Origin of the sequence: Shewanella mytili (genome assembly GCF_046765975.1) — a bacterium.
Taxonomy (GTDB): Bacteria; Pseudomonadota; Gammaproteobacteria; order Enterobacterales; family Shewanellaceae; genus Shewanella; species Shewanella mytili.
On the sequence record NZ_JBKOUD010000001.1, the window covers coordinates 515,885 to 532,647 of the forward strand.

The window sequence follows — 16,763 nt, forward strand, 5'->3', positions numbered from 1 at the left end:
AAAAGGAAGCTTCGGCTTCCTTTTTTTGTGGCGGGATCTGCGCTGGGCAACGGACGTCAGCCGTGAATTGGGGTAAACTAACCGCTTTACAGTGTTACTCGCCGGAAAGCGCCATGAAGTTGGTTGTAGATGAAAACATGCCTTATGTCTCCCAGTTGTTTGCCCCGCTGGGGGAGATAGTCCCTGTCAATGGGCGGCAACTGGATGCCGCCTCGGTGGCTGATGCCGACATATTGCTGGTACGTTCTGTCACCCGGGTGGACGAAGCGCTCCTTGGCGGCAATGCCCAACTGAAATTTGTGGGCAGTGCCACCATCGGCACGGATCATGTGGATGTGGATTATCTCGCCGCCAGAGGCGTGCCTTTTAGCAATGCGCCGGGATGCAATGCTACCTCCGTGGGGGAATACGTGTTTATTGCCCTGCTGGAGCTGGCGGCAAAATATGGCACGTCGCTCAAGCAGCGCAAAGTCGGCATTGTGGGTGCGGGTAATACCGGCACGGCGGTGGCGAAATGCCTTAATGCCTATGGCGTCAGCACCTTATTGTGCGATCCGCCTAAGGCCCGGCAGCATGATGCCCGCCAGTTTCACCCGCTGGACACCTTGCTGCAGGAATGTGACGTGATTACCCTGCATGTGCCGCTGACACACGGCGGGGCGGATGCCACCCATTACCTGCTTAATGAAGCGCGCCTGCAAGCATTGCGCCCCGGCTGCTGGCTGGTGAATGCCTGTCGTGGCGAGGTGATTGATAATCAGGCCTTGATACGGGTAAAACGGCAGCGCCCGGATTTGGCCTTGGTGCTGGATGTCTGGGAAGGTGAGCCCAATCCCATGCCTGAATTGGTGGCGTTGGCGGATATTGCCACCCCCCATATTGCCGGTTACAGCCTAGAAGGGCGGGCAAATGGCACCTTGATGTTATACCGCCAGCTACAGCGGATGCTGGGATTGCCCCTGACCAAAACGCTTGAGGATTTACTGCCGCGCCGCTGGAGTTCCCGGCTGGTGCTGAATGGCGCCCCCAGCGAATATGAGCTGCTGACCTTGTGCCGTTTTATTTATGACCTGCGTGATGACGACAGGAAATTCAGGAAAATTCATCAAATTCCTGGAGAATTTGACAATATGAGAAAAAATCACCGTTATCGGCGGGAGTTCAGTGCGGTAGCGCTGGAAAATGTTGCAGGTTATGGGGTAGATTGGTTATCTGAATTAGGATTTTCTGGAGTCAAAGGGTAAATGTCGCAAGAATATAATGTTGTAGTGTTGGGTGCTTCCGGGGCAGTAGGTCAGACAATGATCGAAATCCTTGAAGAACGTAATTTCCCGGTCGCCAATCTGTATCCTCTCGCCAGCAGTCGCAGTGCCGGCAATACGGTCACTTTCCACGGTAAACAGCTGGACATTATTGACGTGGAAACCTTTGACTGGAGCCAGGCCCAGATTGGTTTCTTTTCTGCCGGTGGCGATGTGTCTGCCAAGTGGGCTCCCATTGCGGCAGATGCGGGCTGTGTGGTGATTGATAACACCTCGAATTTCCGTTACGACGCCGACATTCCGTTGGTGGTTCCCGAGGTGAACCCCGGCGCCATTGCGGACTTCCGTAACCGCAATATCATTGCCAACCCCAACTGCTCCACCATCCAGATGCTGGTGGCCTTGAAACCGATTTACGATAACTTCGGCATTTCGCGCATCAATGTGGCTACCTATCAGTCAGTCTCCGGTACCGGGAAAAAAGCCATTGAAGAGCTGGCACAGCAAAGCGCCCAGCTGTTGTCCGGCAGACCGGCTGACGCCAAAGTGTATCCCAAGCAGATTGCCTTTAACGTGTTGCCCCACATCGACAAGTTCATGGACAACGGCTACACCAAGGAAGAGATGAAAATGGTGTGGGAAACCCACAAGATTTTTGGTGACAACAGCATTTTGGTTAACCCTACCGCCGTGCGGGTTCCGGTGTTTTACGGCCACTCAGAAGCGGTACACATTGAAACCATGCAACCTGCCGATGCCGCATCGGTCAAGGCGGTGCTGCGGGATGCCCCCGGCGTGGTGCTGTTTGAAGATGATGACGACTATCCTACAGCCGTGACTGAAGGTGCCGGTACCGATCCCGTTTATGTGGGGCGCATCCGCAAGGATATTTCCCATGAATATGGCATCAACCTGTGGGTGGTGTCTGACAATATCCGTAAAGGCGCGGCACTTAACAGCGTGCAAATCGGTGAATTGTTAATCAGGGATTACCTGTAACAGAACGCCATTCATCCGTTTTTTGCGTAAGGCCTGCATCCGTGCAGGCTTTTTTTGTTTTATAAATGTGAATGGTAGCAGCTCCAACATTTCTGGTTTATAGTAATCCCAATAAATACAATGCCTAAAGCCAGTCATTTACGGGCAATTCTCGGTGCTTGCAAGGGAATAGTTGATGAACTTTCGCACTTCATATCTCACAGGCCTGACGGCCGCTTTTTTTGCCCTGAGCTTACAGTGCGTAAGCTTGCCGGTGCAGTCGCAATCGCTCAAGGTAACAGGCCCGGAGGGCCAAAGCCGGGAGCAGCCCAGGCAGTATGGCCCCACCACCCCCAGAGATACCTTCTGGAGCATTGCCAATCAGGTAAGGCCGGATCCCAGCGTCAGCATCTATCAGGTGATGGCGGCCATTTTTGAAGCCAATCCCCACGCATTTTCCGGCAATAATTACAACAGCCTTGAAAAAGGCATGATTTTGTTAATCCCCTCCAAAGCCACCATGCTGGCCATTCCCAAGAGTCTGGCGCAAGAGCGGGCCCAACGGGATGACAGCCACTGGAAGCAACAGCTTGCCGCCGCCAAAAAACAAAAACCGCTGGCTGAACCCACACGCACGGCCCCTGCTGCCGCTACAAAACCCTCCGCTACCCAATCCACCGCCACCACAGATGCCGAAATCCCCGCGCTGAATGTGGAAAATCTGCAGATGGTCAATCTGAAACTCAGTAATGAGCTGAGCCAGACCAAAGAGCAACTATTGCGGGCGGATACGGAAAACAAAGAGCTGCAGTCGCAGATTGAGTCCTTGCAGCAGCGGGTCACCGTACTGGAAGAATCATTGAAAGCGGCGCGGGAACAGGTGGCGCAACTGCAGCAGCACCATCCTGAGCAAGAAAGCGCCAACGGGGCGACACCGGTTGCGGACCCCATGGTGGCAGACAGTGCAGAAAACGCCCCCGTTGCCGCTGATGAGGCGGTCACAGCCGCGCAATCAGCGGCCGAAGACACGCCAGCTTCCGTTACTGATGCGGCCGACACCCGTACTGCCCCTGAGCCTGCTGCCGGCAATGATGCCCCTGCAGCAGCGCAGGAGCCGGTGCCGGCACCCAGTAATTTCTGGCGCACCCTCATGGCCAATCCGCTGCTGTTCGGCATTGGCGCGTTAGTGCCATTGGCGTTGCTTTTATTCTTCCTCGGACGTTACTTCATCCGCCGCAAATCTCCGGCCGAAGCGGCGAGTGGCAATGAAAGCGATACCACAGCACCTGCTGAAACCCATGATGATGCCAACGATTTGGCTCAGGATGATGTGGGGGCAATCCGCTTGGACGGGGATGATGAGCTGGGTGAGCAACTGAAGGATTTACAACAGTTGCAGCCTGAGCCTGACAGCCTGCCGGATGATGCGGCGGTTGCTGACATGCCTCAGCATGAAATGTTTGTGGATGAGGGCGACACCAAAGCCAATGACGGTTTTTCTGCCGATGATGCCCAGTCACTGGATGACCTGTGGGCGGAAGCCATGGGTGAGCAGGCGGCGGATAGTCCGGCATCGGCCAAAGAAGAGGATTTCGATGCACTGCTCGATGGTCTGGAGCCGCAGGAAGAGGCTGACGATACCGCAGTGGATACCGCGGCTCTTGCCGATGAAGTGCCTGTTAGCCAGGCTGCAGAGCCAGAGCCAGAGCCAGAGCCAGAGCCAGAAAATGACTTCATCATTGATTTTGAATCCGATCCCGCATTTGCCAGCACGGATACCCGTGTTGATGATGTAGCGCCGGCCGATAACGCCTCGGCAGAAGACTTGAGTGCCGAGATTGCGGCAGCGCTGGATGATGACAGTGTGGCGGATGCCCAGGAAGTGGATGATGTGGATGCCTTGCTGGCTGCACTGGAAGCCAGTCCGGCAGATGCTCCTGACACAGCGCTTGATGCCGAAACGGCTGATGACATGCCTGAGCGCGCAGCGCCGGTGGCTGAAGACGCAAAAGATGAGCCGCGGGCCTCTGATGCCGCAACCGTAGTCCCTGTCATAGCGCCCGGTGATGAGCCGTCAAATGATGTGACCACAACAGATGCGGTGCGGGCAACGGCCGATATGGCAGCAGATGCTGATGTTACCATCAGCGCCGCAGATGCATTGGAAAGCGGCGCTTCCCAAGCTTTCGCGGCGGATGCTGAAGTGGAAGAAAAGGCGCTTGAGAGTGAGGCAACACCGGAGTTTTCCCTGGAAGATGAACTGGCCAAGCCCGATGAAGACGATGACCTGGATGCCTTGCTGGCGGAGCTGACCGCGGCCGAGCAGACATCCAACGCTGCTGCGCCAAAGGATGTGCCATCCGAGGATACGGCCACACCCGCCAATGCCATCAAAGAGAAAGAGCTGGGCTTTTTTGATGATTTAAAAGCGCCCAAGCATGGTGTGGATGACGCGTCAGCGCCAGCACCAGATCTCAAGGACGAGCTCAGTGACGATGAACTGCTGAAAAACTTTGCCGAGCATGAGCCTGCAGTGCCGGAAGACGAGGTTTACGATCTGCATTTTGATGAGGATGATAACAGCAAGCTTACGGTGGATCAGGCGCTTGCGGCACTGGATGCCGATGCCATTGCCCAAAAACCGCTGCGCCCGGTATCGGATGCTGATTTGTCCGCGTTCCAAAAGGAAAACGGTTTTATCGACATCGATAAATTACTCAATGACGCCAGTGAAGACACCCCGGAGGCTGACCCTTATAAATCCGTTGATGTGGACATGGGCGATCTGGACGGCCTAGTGGGGCAGCAGGGGATGGTGGATGTGGATGACGAGGAAAACTCGGTGAATGCCAAGTTGGATTTGGCCCGCGCCTACATTGAAATTGATGACCGGGATGCCGCCCGAGCCTTGCTAAAAGAGGTGCAGATAGACGGTAATTCGCGTCAGCAGCAAGAAGCCCAATCCCTGCTCAAGGACATTGACTAAATTCCCATGACCATGATGGCACCTGCGGGTGCCATTTTTTATGGAAAAATCCCGCAGCCACAGATGGCTTGCCGCTATTTGTTTGGCGGATTTCCAGCGGTTTCTGCCGTGGTGATGTGGTAAAATTCGCGGCCTTAACAATAGCGGAGAACATGATGCGAATTGCGTTGGGCGTGGAGTATGACGGCAATGGCTATTTTGGTTGGCAAAAGCAGGCCGAGGTAGACTCTGTACAGGCACAACTGGAACGGGCCCTATCTGTTGTGGCGAATGAGACTGTTGAATTGCAGTGCGCCGGACGTACCGATGCCGGCGTTCACGCCACCGGACAAGTGGTGCATTTTGACACCAACGCCGTGCGTAATCCCGGCGCCTGGACCATGGGCGTCAATGCCAATCTGCCCGACAATATTGCCGTGCGCTGGGTAAAAGAGGTGGAAGCGGATTTTCATGCCCGTTTTTCCGCTACTGCCCGGCGCTACCGCTATATCATTTACAATCACAATTTCCGCCCGGGCATCATGCGTCATGGGGTCAGCCATTATCATGGCGAACTCAATGTGGCACTGATGCATCAGGCGGCCCAGTATTTACTGGGGGAAAATGACTTCACCAGTTTTCGGGCCGTACAGTGCCAGTCCAAAACGCCATTTCGCAATCTGCACCGCATCAGCGTTACCCGCCAGGGGCTGTATGTCATCGTGGATGTGGAAGCCAATGCCTTTTTGCATCACATGGTGCGTAACATTGTGGGTTCCCTGCTGGAAGTGGGGCTGGGGCGCCAGCCCGTGGACTGGCTGGGGCAACTTTTGGCGCTGAAAGATCGCACTCAGGCGGCCGCTACCGCCAAACCCCACGGCTTGTATCTGGTGCATGTGACCTATCCGGCCCACTTTGGCTTACCCGAAGTTCCCCCCGGCCCGCTTTTTCTCGCGGATTGATAGGCACGGTAATAATGCGTAAAACTAAGTGAATGCTTAGCACGAACAAGGACTTATCTTAAATGGTTGAGCAAGTATTGGTACCCGGGAGCAACGCAGGGTTGCAACAATGGCTGGATTATCAGCTGGCCATCCATCCGCAGGAGATTGAACTGGGGCTGGCGCGGGTAGCGACGGTCGCGGACAGGCTGCAGTTGCGGGATCTGGCGCCGGCCAAAGTGATCACCGTTGCCGGTACCAATGGCAAGGGCACCACCTGCCGCATGCTGGAATTAATCTTACAGCAGGCAGGCTATCGGGTGGGGGTGTACAGCTCGCCCCATTTGTTGCATTACAACGAACGGGTGCGTATCCAGGGCCATGATGCCTCCGATGGGGATTTCATTGCGGCTTTTGCAAAGATTGAACGGCAACGGGGGGATGTCTCCTTAAGTTTCTTTGAATACGGCACGCTGGCAGCCCTGATGCTATTCAAACAGGCCGCGCTGGATGTGGTGATTTTGGAAGTGGGTCTGGGCGGGCGGCTGGATGCCACCAATATCATTGATGCTGACGTAAGCGTGATTACCGCCGTTGACCTGGATCACCAAGCGTATTTGGGCAACACCCGCGAGCAGGTGGGCTACGAAAAGGCCGGCATTTTCCGCCAGGGCCGTCCTGCCGTGGTGGGCGATCCGCAAATGCCCGCCTCCGTGGCAGAGGTTGCCACCGAAAAAGGGGCCGCACTTAAACGGGTTGGCCAGGCGTTTTCATGGCAAGTGACCGACGCCACACACTGGCGTTTTACCGGCAGCCGTTGGCAGCTGGAGGGGCTTCCCAAACCCACATTGCCCTTGCCCAACGCCGCTACCGCGCTGGCCGCGCTGGAATCACTGGTGGACGAGTTGCCCGAGCGCGCCATCGCCCAGGGATTGCAACAAGCCACACTGACCGGGCGCATGGAGCATTTTTCCGAGCAGCCGCTCATTTTACTGGACGTGGCGCATAACCCCCATGCCGCCCGCTATCTGGCCAGCCAATTGCAACAGCTTCCCCGGCACGGTAAGTTGTATGCCATCTGCGGAATGCTCAAAGACAAGGACATTCACGGTGTGCTGCAGGTCTTGTCGCCCTTGGTGGATGACTGGCAATTGGTCAGCCTGCATAACGAGCGGGGCGCTACGGCAGGGGTGTTGCGCCAGGCGTTGGCAACAGATGCCCGCACTCAGCAGTTTGACACCATGGCTGCGGCCTGGCAGGCGTTGTCTCCCCGTTTGCAGCACTCGGATGTGGTAATTGTCTTTGGCTCCTTTTACACTGTGTCAGGATTTAAAGAAGCGGTGCAATCTACTGGCAAGGAATAAAGGTTTGTCGTCTCAATTTCACAATCGTTTGGTGGGCACTGTGGTGCTGATGGCACTGGGGGTGATTTTTTTACCGGATATTCTGGACGGTAAAAAAGAGCGCCAGCAGGAGCAATTTACTGAAATTCCGTTACGGCCCCAGGTCGCGGCAGCGACGAGCCCTGAGCTGGACAGTGTCGTCCTGGATGAACCGGACTCCGCGGCTGCCATGCTGGCCAACACGGCAGCTAAAGCCCCCCCAACCACGCTTGATGTGAGTCCGGCAGACACGTCCGAGCGCAGCGTAACTCCCACAGAAAACAGTGTTCCAAAGAATGTACAGCCTCAGCCAAAGGCCGTGGAAAAACCCCAAACTGCAGCCCAGGTAAGCTGGACGATTCAGCTGGGGGCCTTTAGCAATGCCGCCAATGTCAAAGCACTGGTGCAGCGTCTTAGAAAAAACGGTTATGCCGCTTATACGCTGCCACAGAAGCCGGTTGAGGGGAAATTGACCCGGGTGTTCGTGGGGCCGGAGGTGTCGCTGGAGCGCTTGAAAACCCAGCAGCAAAAGGTGGAAACACTGACCAAGCTCAAAGGCAAAATCGTGCATTTCAATCCGCTGGAAAACTGAGCCCTGGCCTTTTGAACGGCGCAAATAATTGTACTGCCGGGGGTGAGAATCGGCTCACTCTCTGGTAGAATCCCCGCGAAATCAATCACTGCTGGACACTTCTACCCATGGCTTGGATAGATTACGCCATCATCTTTATTATTGGCCTTTCAACCCTGATCAGCCTGATCCGCGGGTTTGCCAAAGAAGCCATCTCTCTGGTGGTCTGGTTCGCGGCTTTTTTTATCGCCAGCCAGTTTTATCAGGAACTTGCCGTTCATCTCACCCAAATCAATGACCAAGTGCTGCGTAATGGTGTGGCGATTGCCATTCTGTTTGTGGCAACGTTGATTATCGGTGCCATGATTAACTATCTGCTGGGACAACTGGTGAATAAAACCGGGCTTTCCGGCACCGACCGTTTGCTGGGTGCCTGTTTTGGCATCTTGCGGGGCGTGCTGGTGGTGAGTGCCATTTTGTTCTTTCTGGATGCCTTTACCGGCGCGCCGGATACACAGTGGTGGAAAAGCTCCCAGTTGGTGCCCGAATTCGGGGTGGTGATCCAGTGGTTTTTCAATTACATGGAGCATGCCTCCAGCTTTGTACCCAAAATATAAAAATACCGTCATCAGAACATCTTACAGTGAGGAAAGTTACCCATGTGTGGTATCGTCGGAATAGTTGGCCGCTCATCGGTTAATCAAACCATTTATGATGCACTCACCGTGCTTCAGCATCGTGGCCAGGATGCGGCGGGGATTGTCACCGTGGATCAACAGGCCTTTCGCCTGCGAAAAGCCAACGGGTTGGTCAAGGATGTGTTTGAGCCCAAACACATGCAGCGTTTGCAGGGCAATGCCGGTATCGGACATTGTCGCTATCCTACCGCGGGCAGCTCCAGTGCCTCGGAAGCGCAGCCTTTTTACGTAAACTCCCCCTTTGGCATCGCCTTGGCCCATAACGGCAATCTCACCAATACGCTGGAACTGAGCGAAGGATTGCTGCAAAAGCGCCGCCATATCAATACCACGTCCGATTCAGAGGTGTTGTTGAACCTGCTGGCGGATGAACTGGATAAAACCGACAGCCTGAAACTGTCTGCCGATGAAGTGTTCGATGCGGTCACGCGCGTGCATAACCAGACCCGTGGTGCCTATGCGGTAACGGCGATGATTATCGGCAATGGCCTGCTGGCATTTCGCGATCCGTTCGGTATCCGGCCATTGATTTTGGGCAAGCATGAAACCGCTGAGGGCACCGAATACATGGTGGCCTCCGAAAGCGTGGCACTGGATGCCGTAGGGTTTGAAGTGATGCGCGATGTGGCGCCTGGTGAAGCCGTTTACATCACGCTTGATGGTGAGCTTTACACCCGTCAGTGCGCTGAATCACCCGTGTATGCCCCGTGCATTTTCGAGTTTGTTTACTTTGCCCGGCCAGATTCGACCATTGACAAGATTTCCGTGTATGCCAGCCGGGTGCACATGGGCACCAAGCTTGGCGAAAAAATCAAAAAAGAATGGTATGACCATGACATTGACGTGGTAATCCCCATTCCGGAAACTTCGGTGGACGTGGCGCTGGAAATCGCCCGTTGCATGGACTTGCCATACCGCCAGGGCTTTGTGAAAAACCGCTATATCGGCCGTACGTTCATCATGCCGGGGCAGCAGCAGCGGAAAAAATCCGTGCGCCGCAAGCTCAATGCCATCAGTGCCGAGTTCAAAGGGAAAAATGTGCTGCTGGTGGATGACTCCATCGTGCGGGGCACCACTTCAGAGCAGATTATTGAAATGGCCCGTGAAGCGGGTGCCAAAAAGGTTTACTTTGCCTCGGCAGCGCCGGAAATCCGTTTCCCCAATGTGTACGGCATTGACATGCCCACTTCCAATGAGTTGATTGCCTATGGCCGGGAAGCGGATGAAATTGCCAAAATCATTGGTGCCGACGGCATTATCTTCCAGGGACTGGATGATTTGATTGAAGCGGTGCGCATGGAAAATCCTGACATCAAGCGCTTTGAAACCTCGGTTTTTGACGGCCATTACATCACCAAGGATGTGGATCAGGCGTATCTGGATCATCTTACCCAGCTGCGTAACGATGACTCCAAAGCCAATCGCAACCGGGATTTGGGCACCAATCTGGAATTGCACAACGTTTGCCATCCGTAACGATTGCGCCATTTGCACATCATCTCTCCCCGTTGCGGTAACGTGACGGGGATTTTTTTATCCATAACGCCTACCTGAACGGTTAAACGTCCGTGGGGTTGGCTTAGGCGTATGTGCTGTACTACGCCATGGCATGTTGCGCCATCAGGTAGCAATCGGCAATATTCTTGAGGTTTTACCGCAGGATGCAGTGTGATTGCCGGAATAGTACCGGCATAGATTGCCCCATAAAAAAAACGGCGCCGCAGCGCCGTTTTTCATTTGGGTTGAACAGCGGTTATTTACCGGCGTTCTGGTGCAGTTTTATCACATCGTAGCTCTGGCCTTCTGCATGGCAGTAGGCACAGGTTTCGCCACCGACCTGATAAGTGCGGCCACCAGAGGCATCCGGCGCATATACCCCACCGTATTTAATGGCGTGGCCGGCCCAGTGCGCAACGTCGTTGTGACAAGCCGCACAGGCTGCAACGGTAGGTGACAGCTCGGATATCTGGCCTACAGTATCCTGCTCGGCGTCTTCAGCGGCAACCAGCTGGGAGTTTTCCTGTTTTAACTGGGTGAACTTCAACTGGCCTTCACTGTGGCAAGCCTGACAGTTGCTGGCAGATTGCGGATAGGTTACGGCACCGTTGGGAGCCCCCATGGCGCTGACCGTGCGGGTACCGGCATGCAGGGCATGCACCATGTCACGGTAGTTCAGGGAGTTGTTGATGGTGCGTATGGCCTTGATGTGATCCGCGCCGGCAACGTGGTAAGTGTTATCTGCATTCAGATACGCCACGGTGTCGTTATTGTGACAACTGTTACAGCTGCCGTCGGTCAATGCGGTGGCACTTACCGGATTATGGCAAGAGTCACAGCTTTGTCCGCTAACGGTCACATTCGGAGTGGTGTGGGCACTCATGATCCGCTGCTGCATTTCGCCATCGTGGCAGGATTGACACCCTTGCTCAGAGGCAATGACAGGACGTTTGCTAACGGCGCCGGTGAGATCCAGTGCATTGGCGGAAATCACTTCCACTTCACTGCTGGCATCTTCACTGTTGCAGCCAACGGCCAATACCGCATCCTGATTGGCGCAGACCAGCATTTTCGCTTTAACCACGGCTTTGGAGACATCGCCCAGCGCGGCTACATCCACATTGCTGATGGTGGCGGTCAGTTTATGGCCATCCATGCTGAGGCTGACATTATCACCCGCCTTGCTGATATCCCACATCTGGTGCTGGCCGTTGTTCAGCGGCCGGTTCAACAGATCAGGCTGACCGTTGACTACCAGCAGCAGTTTGCTGATGGCCGGTTCCTGGGCCGGGAAGTTGACGAGTTTGTCAAACTCAACGCTTACCTTCAGGCTGTCATTGCCAAGGGTCACGTCGCTCAGCGACATGCCGTACAAATCCTTCAGGGTCTGACGGGTTTGCACAAGCTTATCGTGGAACAGGTTGGCCCCTTGAGGGTTACTGCTGTCTGGGTGACAACCGGCGCAGCCATTATTCCAGGCTTTGGGGAAAAGCTCCCGGTCATGGAACAGGGCGGCAGCGGTACCATCCCAAGTGTCAGGTGCCTGGCTTATCTTGTCCTTGTGGCAGCTCAGGCAGCTGTTGTTACCGGGGATGGTGTACTGACTGGCCTGAGCGGTTGCATCACTGATGTGACAACTCTGACAATCGGCCACTTCACCGGGATATTGCACGTTGCTGTAATCGTGCAGATGACTGCCATACCCCACGATTTTATAATCCGCCTGGTGGATTTTATGTACCAGCGTGGCCATATCAATGGCATTACCGGTTTCCGGATCGCCAGAGTAGGTGGTATGGCACATGACGCAACCGTCAAAGTTGAAGCGTTTGTCGCCGTGCATCAATAACCGGTGTTCCTCATTGCCAAGGTCGGCAGTATGGCACCGGTAACAGCTTTGTTGCGGATCAACAAGTTGACGGCCTTCATCAGTGGCCACCATTTTGCCGGTAGCGGGGATAAAGTCGTAAGTGGTGTTCACCAGCGTTTTGCTCACATCACCGTATTTATCGGCTAACAGCTCCAGATAGATGCGTGTGGGAGCATTGGCATCATATTGGGTGTCCAATCCGGTAAATTGCGGATAGTCCGCCAGCGTCTTGCTAAAGGTGTAACGATAGTGACCGCTGCCAAGGTTGGTCAGGCAATCCTGTTTACAACTGCTTTCAATGCCAGCTTGCCATTGGGTTGCCGCTTTGGTGCTAGCGCCTGCACCGGGAGCGACTTCCTTATTGATGTAACTGATCCATTGTTTACCCTCGGCCATTTGGTTCTTGCTGTTGTACTCGGCAACCGCGGCGCGGTTGGGCAGCATGGGCTGTTGTGCGCCCAATTTTGCAATGCCCACGCCAAGCGCGGCAAGACTGTCAAGGGTATCCAGTCCGGTAACCGCCACACCGTTATCATTGCTCAGATAAAAATCCACGGTAACCTGGGTTTTTTCGTCAATATTGACGTTTTCAATTTGAGCCTTTAAAGTTGCGGCTTTACTAATATTAATTCCCACATCGCTTACTGGCGGTGTGGGAACATCCACTTGGTCATTTTTATTATCATTATTGTCATCAGAACACCCTGCTAATATTCCGAAATTCAATGATAATAATGCCAACCATAAAACATGGTGTTTGGTTTTCATATATTTCCATTCCTTGTTTAGAAAAGTGTCGGGCTCTAATAGGAATGCACTCGCCAATATAATCCATTTATTTACCGGTAGTTGTGTGTGATGCATCTCAGGTATTTATCTTATTGATTTTAATGAATGCACTATGGATAACATATTCGCTTCTTGGAATTGATAATTTCACTTTTAGCAAAACTGAAAAAGCAAATTTGACTGGATATGCAAAGCATTTTTTAAAATGGTTTAAATTCTACTAAGTGTGACTTGGGTAAGGAAAAACAAGGTTCCAATCTATTTATGATTACTCGTCGGGATATATCAGGATGCATAAATTAATTATATTTCTTTAGCTTATTAAGGGAAATAAGATGATCACCAGACGAGGAATGCTGAAAGGTAGCATGGGCGTCGCTGTTGGGACAGTATACAGCGGAACGCTTGTTAGCTTTTTAACAGGTTGTGGTAGCGATAACAATAATGACAACGGCAAAGACGACAACGGCGGTTCCGTCGTGGTTATGCCAGGCGGATTAATGGTTGTAAATCCAATACTGTGTGTTGGTTGCCGCCGCTGTGAAGCAGCTTGTGGCTGGAGCCATGAAGGCGATTGCGGACCAACAATTGCCAGGATTAAAGTCGCAAGCAACATGAATTATGGCCCTCACCATGTGCAGGCCAATTATTATGACCAACGTGGTGAAGCGGGTGATTTCACCGTCGTACCGCAAACATGCCATCAATGTAATGTTTGCATGGAAGTTTGCCCACAAAATGCCATTTCCATCAATGAAAAAACCGGCGCAAGAGAAGTGGATGAAAACCTTTGCGTGGGTTGTGGTTATTGTGAAGACAAATGTCCTCAACAAACCATTAAAGTCGTGCGCAGCAAAATGAAATCAGTTAAATGCGACTTGTGTCAAGGTGAACCCAACTGTGCACAGGTTTGTGCTACCGGCGCGCTGAAATTCTATACATGGGAAGAAGCGGAAGAAGCGCTAGAAGTTTATGAAAACTATACCAGTTTGGTCGGATAAGAGGTAAAAACAATGACTATGAATTTCGGCGGATGGGCTGGTAAGGTTTTGTGGGTCGATTTGACCACTAATGAAATTTGGACTGAGCCCACAGAAAAATATATCAAATGCCTTGGCGGTTCAGGTATCGGTTATAAAATCCTTTGGGATCACGATGCCGTTGGACGGACAGGCTTGGATCCTGAAAACGTTATCGTTTACTCCGTTGGGCCATTGACCGGCTCAGGCGCGATTTGCTCCGGCCGTATGACCGTGACATCCAGAAGCCCTGCTACTCCTGGGCACCTTATCACTGATGGTCACATTGGTGGCCATATCGGCCCAGAACTCAAATATGCCGGTTACGATGCGCTTGCCGTTGTGGGGGCTGCCCAGTCTCCCGTGTGGATCCGCATTGAAGATGACAAGGTTCGCATTGAATCCGCTACCGGTATCTGGGGTAAAGGCACTTACGACAGTAACGCGGCCATCACCCAGGCAATGGCGCAGGGCGCTCAGGTATTTGCCATCGGTCAGGCCGGTGAAAACCTGGTACCCATGTCAGGCTTCATGTGCCCAGGTGGCCATGCTTCAGGCGGCCACGGTGCGGTAATGGGTGCCAAAAAACTGAAAGGTGTGGGCATTAAGGGTACCGGTGTTTGCCCCATTGTTGCCAGCAATGAAGAAATGCGTCAACTTGACGACCACATCCTGGGGATTATCGGCTCCAACAATAACCACGTGGTGCCATCCACTCCACAGAGCTGGGCTGAATACTATTGCTCCAGCAGCCGTTGGAAAGCCCGTGATGAAATTACCTGGGGCGCTGCTGATGAGCCGGTAGAGCTGGGCGAAGTGGCCTGGGATCAAAAAAACCGTATCGGCTACCGCTGCTCCATGGCAGAAATGTACGTAGGGGTGGAATACACCAATAAATGGCTGAAACGTATGGGGGGCTGCCATGCTTGCCCAATCCGTTGCTATTGTGAACTGAAAGTGCCAGAGCTGAAGAGTCGTTTCCACTTCAAATCTGAATACTTCACCAACACTTGCGGCGGCTTTATCTGGAGTAACTATTTGTTGCCCACAGAAAAAAACACCGAAGAATATGCCTTGGCGGCCACAGCAGGCGGCTACCTGCGTGATGACTACGGCATCTTCTGCGGCTATGGCATGACCCATCATATGTTCAAAGCCATGAAGAAAGCCGGTTTGTTTGAAAAACTGCTTTCCAAAGAAGAGTTTGACGACATTCCTTGGAAACTCTGGGAAGACAAACAGCCTGAATTCCTGGTGGATCTGTATAAACGCGTGGCGTTCCCTAACGACTATTCTCACGAGAATATCGTCGGCAAGATGATGGGCGACCCCGTCAGTTACATTGTTAAGTTGGGCCTTGAAGGCAACAACCCTGCCATTGATAACTGGAACATCTATGCCGAACACGGCGTGCACCTGTTTAACCGCAGCATGCGCCATGCATTGCACCACGCCAGCGAAACCGCCGGCCAGGTAGGGGCACTGATTAACGTCATCTTCAACCGCGACCCTATGTGTCACTCCCATATCAATATCGTCAATGCCGGTCTGCCGCATGACATGCTGTCTGACATGTGTGACGAGATGTTTGGTGAAGGCGCCTTTGATCCGGTGAAATGGTACTCCCCCATCAACCTGGGCAAGGTAAGGTTCGCCAAATGGAGTGTGGTCAAGAACATGCTGCATGATTCACTGACCATCTGTAACTGGGTATTCCCGCTGGTTACTTCACCCGATAAAAACAAAAAATATCGTGGTGACACCACCATCGAGGCGCAAATGTACTCGTTGATCACCGGTGACAAAGTGACCGAAGAAGAATTGGACTTCAAGGCAGAACGCATCGTGCAATGGCACCGCGCCTTTACCGCATGGGAAATGCAGTCCAATAACCTGCGTCGTGATCACGATGTCTTGTCTGACTGGGTTTATGACATGGACTCAGATAAAAACTTCGGTGATCAAGGCACCATCAAGATGGACCGTGAAGACATTCAGACCGCGCTGACCATGTTCTATAAAGAATGGGGCTGGAATGAAGACACCGGTGTACCAACCCGTGCCACCCTGGAAAAATTCGATCTGAAAGAAGTTGCGGACAGACTGGAAGCCAGTGGTTTGTTATCGGAGTAGTAGAGAATGCAGGATCTGGTGAAATACATCAGACTCTTTAGCCAACACGGACGACTGGTCACCCTGCCGCAACTGGCAGCGGTGATCGGCCAGGAGGCAGAGCCTGAAGAGGACGATGTGGTTGGGCAGTATATTCAGTTGATTCTGGCGCCTGAATTTGCCGATATCTGCATGCGACCCTCCGTGGAGGAACATTATTTTTTCTCCAGCAAACATATTGTTGAAAGTTATGCCGATCGTTGGCTGGCCATCCGGCGGGGGGAAACCCTTGCCACACTGGCCAGCCAGGTCCGTGAGGCAAGCTGTCGCCACAATGCGGTACTGGAAGCGTCAGTGCTGGGCTACAAGCCTTATGAACTGGACAGGGAAGGACAGGACGCATTACGGGAACAGCTGGCTGCCGATCCGGATTATTGCGATGTGGCTTATGCCACCAACGCTGCCGGTGAAGGCTATTTTTATTCTACCCGTGGTTTAAATGCCGGATACGCAAAAGTTCTGGCCGACTACGACCCGGATGAGTGGTCGTGTTGAAGTGATACCTTTTTCACATCGTTGTAATTGTTAATCAGGGACGATACTTATATCTTTGGCCGCTCATTGAGCGGCCTTTTTTCATTGGGTGATTTGTGGTGACTGGCAGCCTTGTCATGTAAAT

At 53.1% G+C, this 16,763-nt stretch carries 12 protein-coding genes; 11 read left to right on the forward strand and 1 reads right to left on the reverse strand.

Features of this window, described 5'->3' with window-relative positions; genetic code table 11:
* Nucleotides 1-113 precede the first annotated feature (113 nt).
* The 8 genes from ACIDEJ_RS02310 (at nucleotide 114) to purF (ending at nucleotide 10,273) form a co-directional block, all read left to right on the forward strand.
* Entirely contained in the window at nucleotides 114-1,244 is a 1,131-nt protein-coding gene (locus tag ACIDEJ_RS02310) for a 4-phosphoerythronate dehydrogenase (protein ID WP_411986467.1), read from the forward strand.
* Nucleotides 1,245-2,261, forward strand: a complete 1,017-nt coding sequence (locus tag ACIDEJ_RS02315; RefSeq protein WP_411986468.1) for an aspartate-semialdehyde dehydrogenase — start codon at nucleotides 1,245-1,247, stop codon at nucleotides 2,259-2,261. It begins immediately after the preceding gene.
* Nucleotides 2,262-2,436: 175 nt separating this feature from the next.
* Nucleotides 2,437-5,226, forward strand: coding sequence for a FimV/HubP family polar landmark protein (locus ACIDEJ_RS02320; protein WP_411986469.1), 2,790 nt, complete (start codon nucleotides 2,437-2,439; stop codon nucleotides 5,224-5,226).
* Between the two features lie 155 nt (nucleotides 5,227-5,381).
* Nucleotides 5,382-6,167 (forward strand): tRNA pseudouridine(38-40) synthase TruA, encoded by a 786-nt coding sequence (gene truA / locus ACIDEJ_RS02325; protein WP_411986470.1) that lies wholly within the window; start codon nucleotides 5,382-5,384, stop codon nucleotides 6,165-6,167.
* Between the two features lie 62 nt (nucleotides 6,168-6,229).
* Nucleotides 6,230-7,510: a bifunctional tetrahydrofolate synthase/dihydrofolate synthase gene (folC, locus tag ACIDEJ_RS02330; RefSeq protein WP_411986471.1), complete on the forward strand. Its 1,281-nt coding sequence runs from the start codon at nucleotides 6,230-6,232 to the stop codon at nucleotides 7,508-7,510.
* Nucleotides 7,511-7,514: 4 nt separating this feature from the next.
* On the forward strand, nucleotides 7,515-8,120 hold the full coding sequence (locus ACIDEJ_RS02335; RefSeq protein WP_411986472.1) for an SPOR domain-containing protein: 606 nt from the start codon (nucleotides 7,515-7,517) through the stop codon (nucleotides 8,118-8,120).
* 107 nt (nucleotides 8,121-8,227) lie between these two features.
* The gene (locus ACIDEJ_RS02340; RefSeq protein ID WP_411986473.1) at nucleotides 8,228-8,716 is read left to right on the forward strand and encodes a CvpA family protein; all 489 of its coding nucleotides are present in this window, start codon (nucleotides 8,228-8,230) and stop codon (nucleotides 8,714-8,716) included.
* Between the two features lie 42 nt (nucleotides 8,717-8,758).
* Nucleotides 8,759-10,273, forward strand: a complete 1,515-nt coding sequence (gene purF, locus ACIDEJ_RS02345; protein ID WP_411986474.1) for an amidophosphoribosyltransferase — start codon at nucleotides 8,759-8,761, stop codon at nucleotides 10,271-10,273.
* 277 nt (nucleotides 10,274-10,550) lie between these two features.
* Here the strand turns inward: purF and ACIDEJ_RS02350 are convergent, their stop codons facing one another.
* Nucleotides 10,551-12,800 (reverse strand): OmcA/MtrC family decaheme c-type cytochrome, encoded by a 2,250-nt coding sequence (locus tag ACIDEJ_RS02350; protein WP_411986475.1) that lies wholly within the window; start codon nucleotides 12,798-12,800, stop codon nucleotides 10,551-10,553.
* Between the two features lie 488 nt (nucleotides 12,801-13,288).
* Here ACIDEJ_RS02350 and ACIDEJ_RS02355 point away from each other — a divergent pair, with 488 nt between their 5' ends.
* From ACIDEJ_RS02355 to ACIDEJ_RS02365, 3 genes are read left to right on the forward strand one after another with little or no spacing between them, the layout of a single operon-like run.
* Nucleotides 13,289-13,954 carry a 4Fe-4S dicluster domain-containing protein gene (locus tag ACIDEJ_RS02355; protein ID WP_411986476.1) on the forward strand — a complete coding sequence of 222 codons (666 nt, stop codon included), beginning with the start codon at nucleotides 13,289-13,291 and terminating at the stop codon, nucleotides 13,952-13,954.
* Between the two features lie 12 nt (nucleotides 13,955-13,966).
* A complete protein-coding gene (locus ACIDEJ_RS02360; RefSeq protein WP_411986477.1) occupies nucleotides 13,967-16,105 on the forward strand; it encodes an aldehyde ferredoxin oxidoreductase in 2,139 nt (712 codons plus the stop codon).
* An 18-nt stretch (nucleotides 16,106-16,123) separates the two neighbouring features.
* Nucleotides 16,124-16,639, forward strand: coding sequence for a hypothetical protein (locus ACIDEJ_RS02365; protein WP_411986478.1), 516 nt, complete (start codon nucleotides 16,124-16,126; stop codon nucleotides 16,637-16,639).
* The last annotated feature ends 124 nt before the right edge of the window (nucleotides 16,640-16,763 follow it).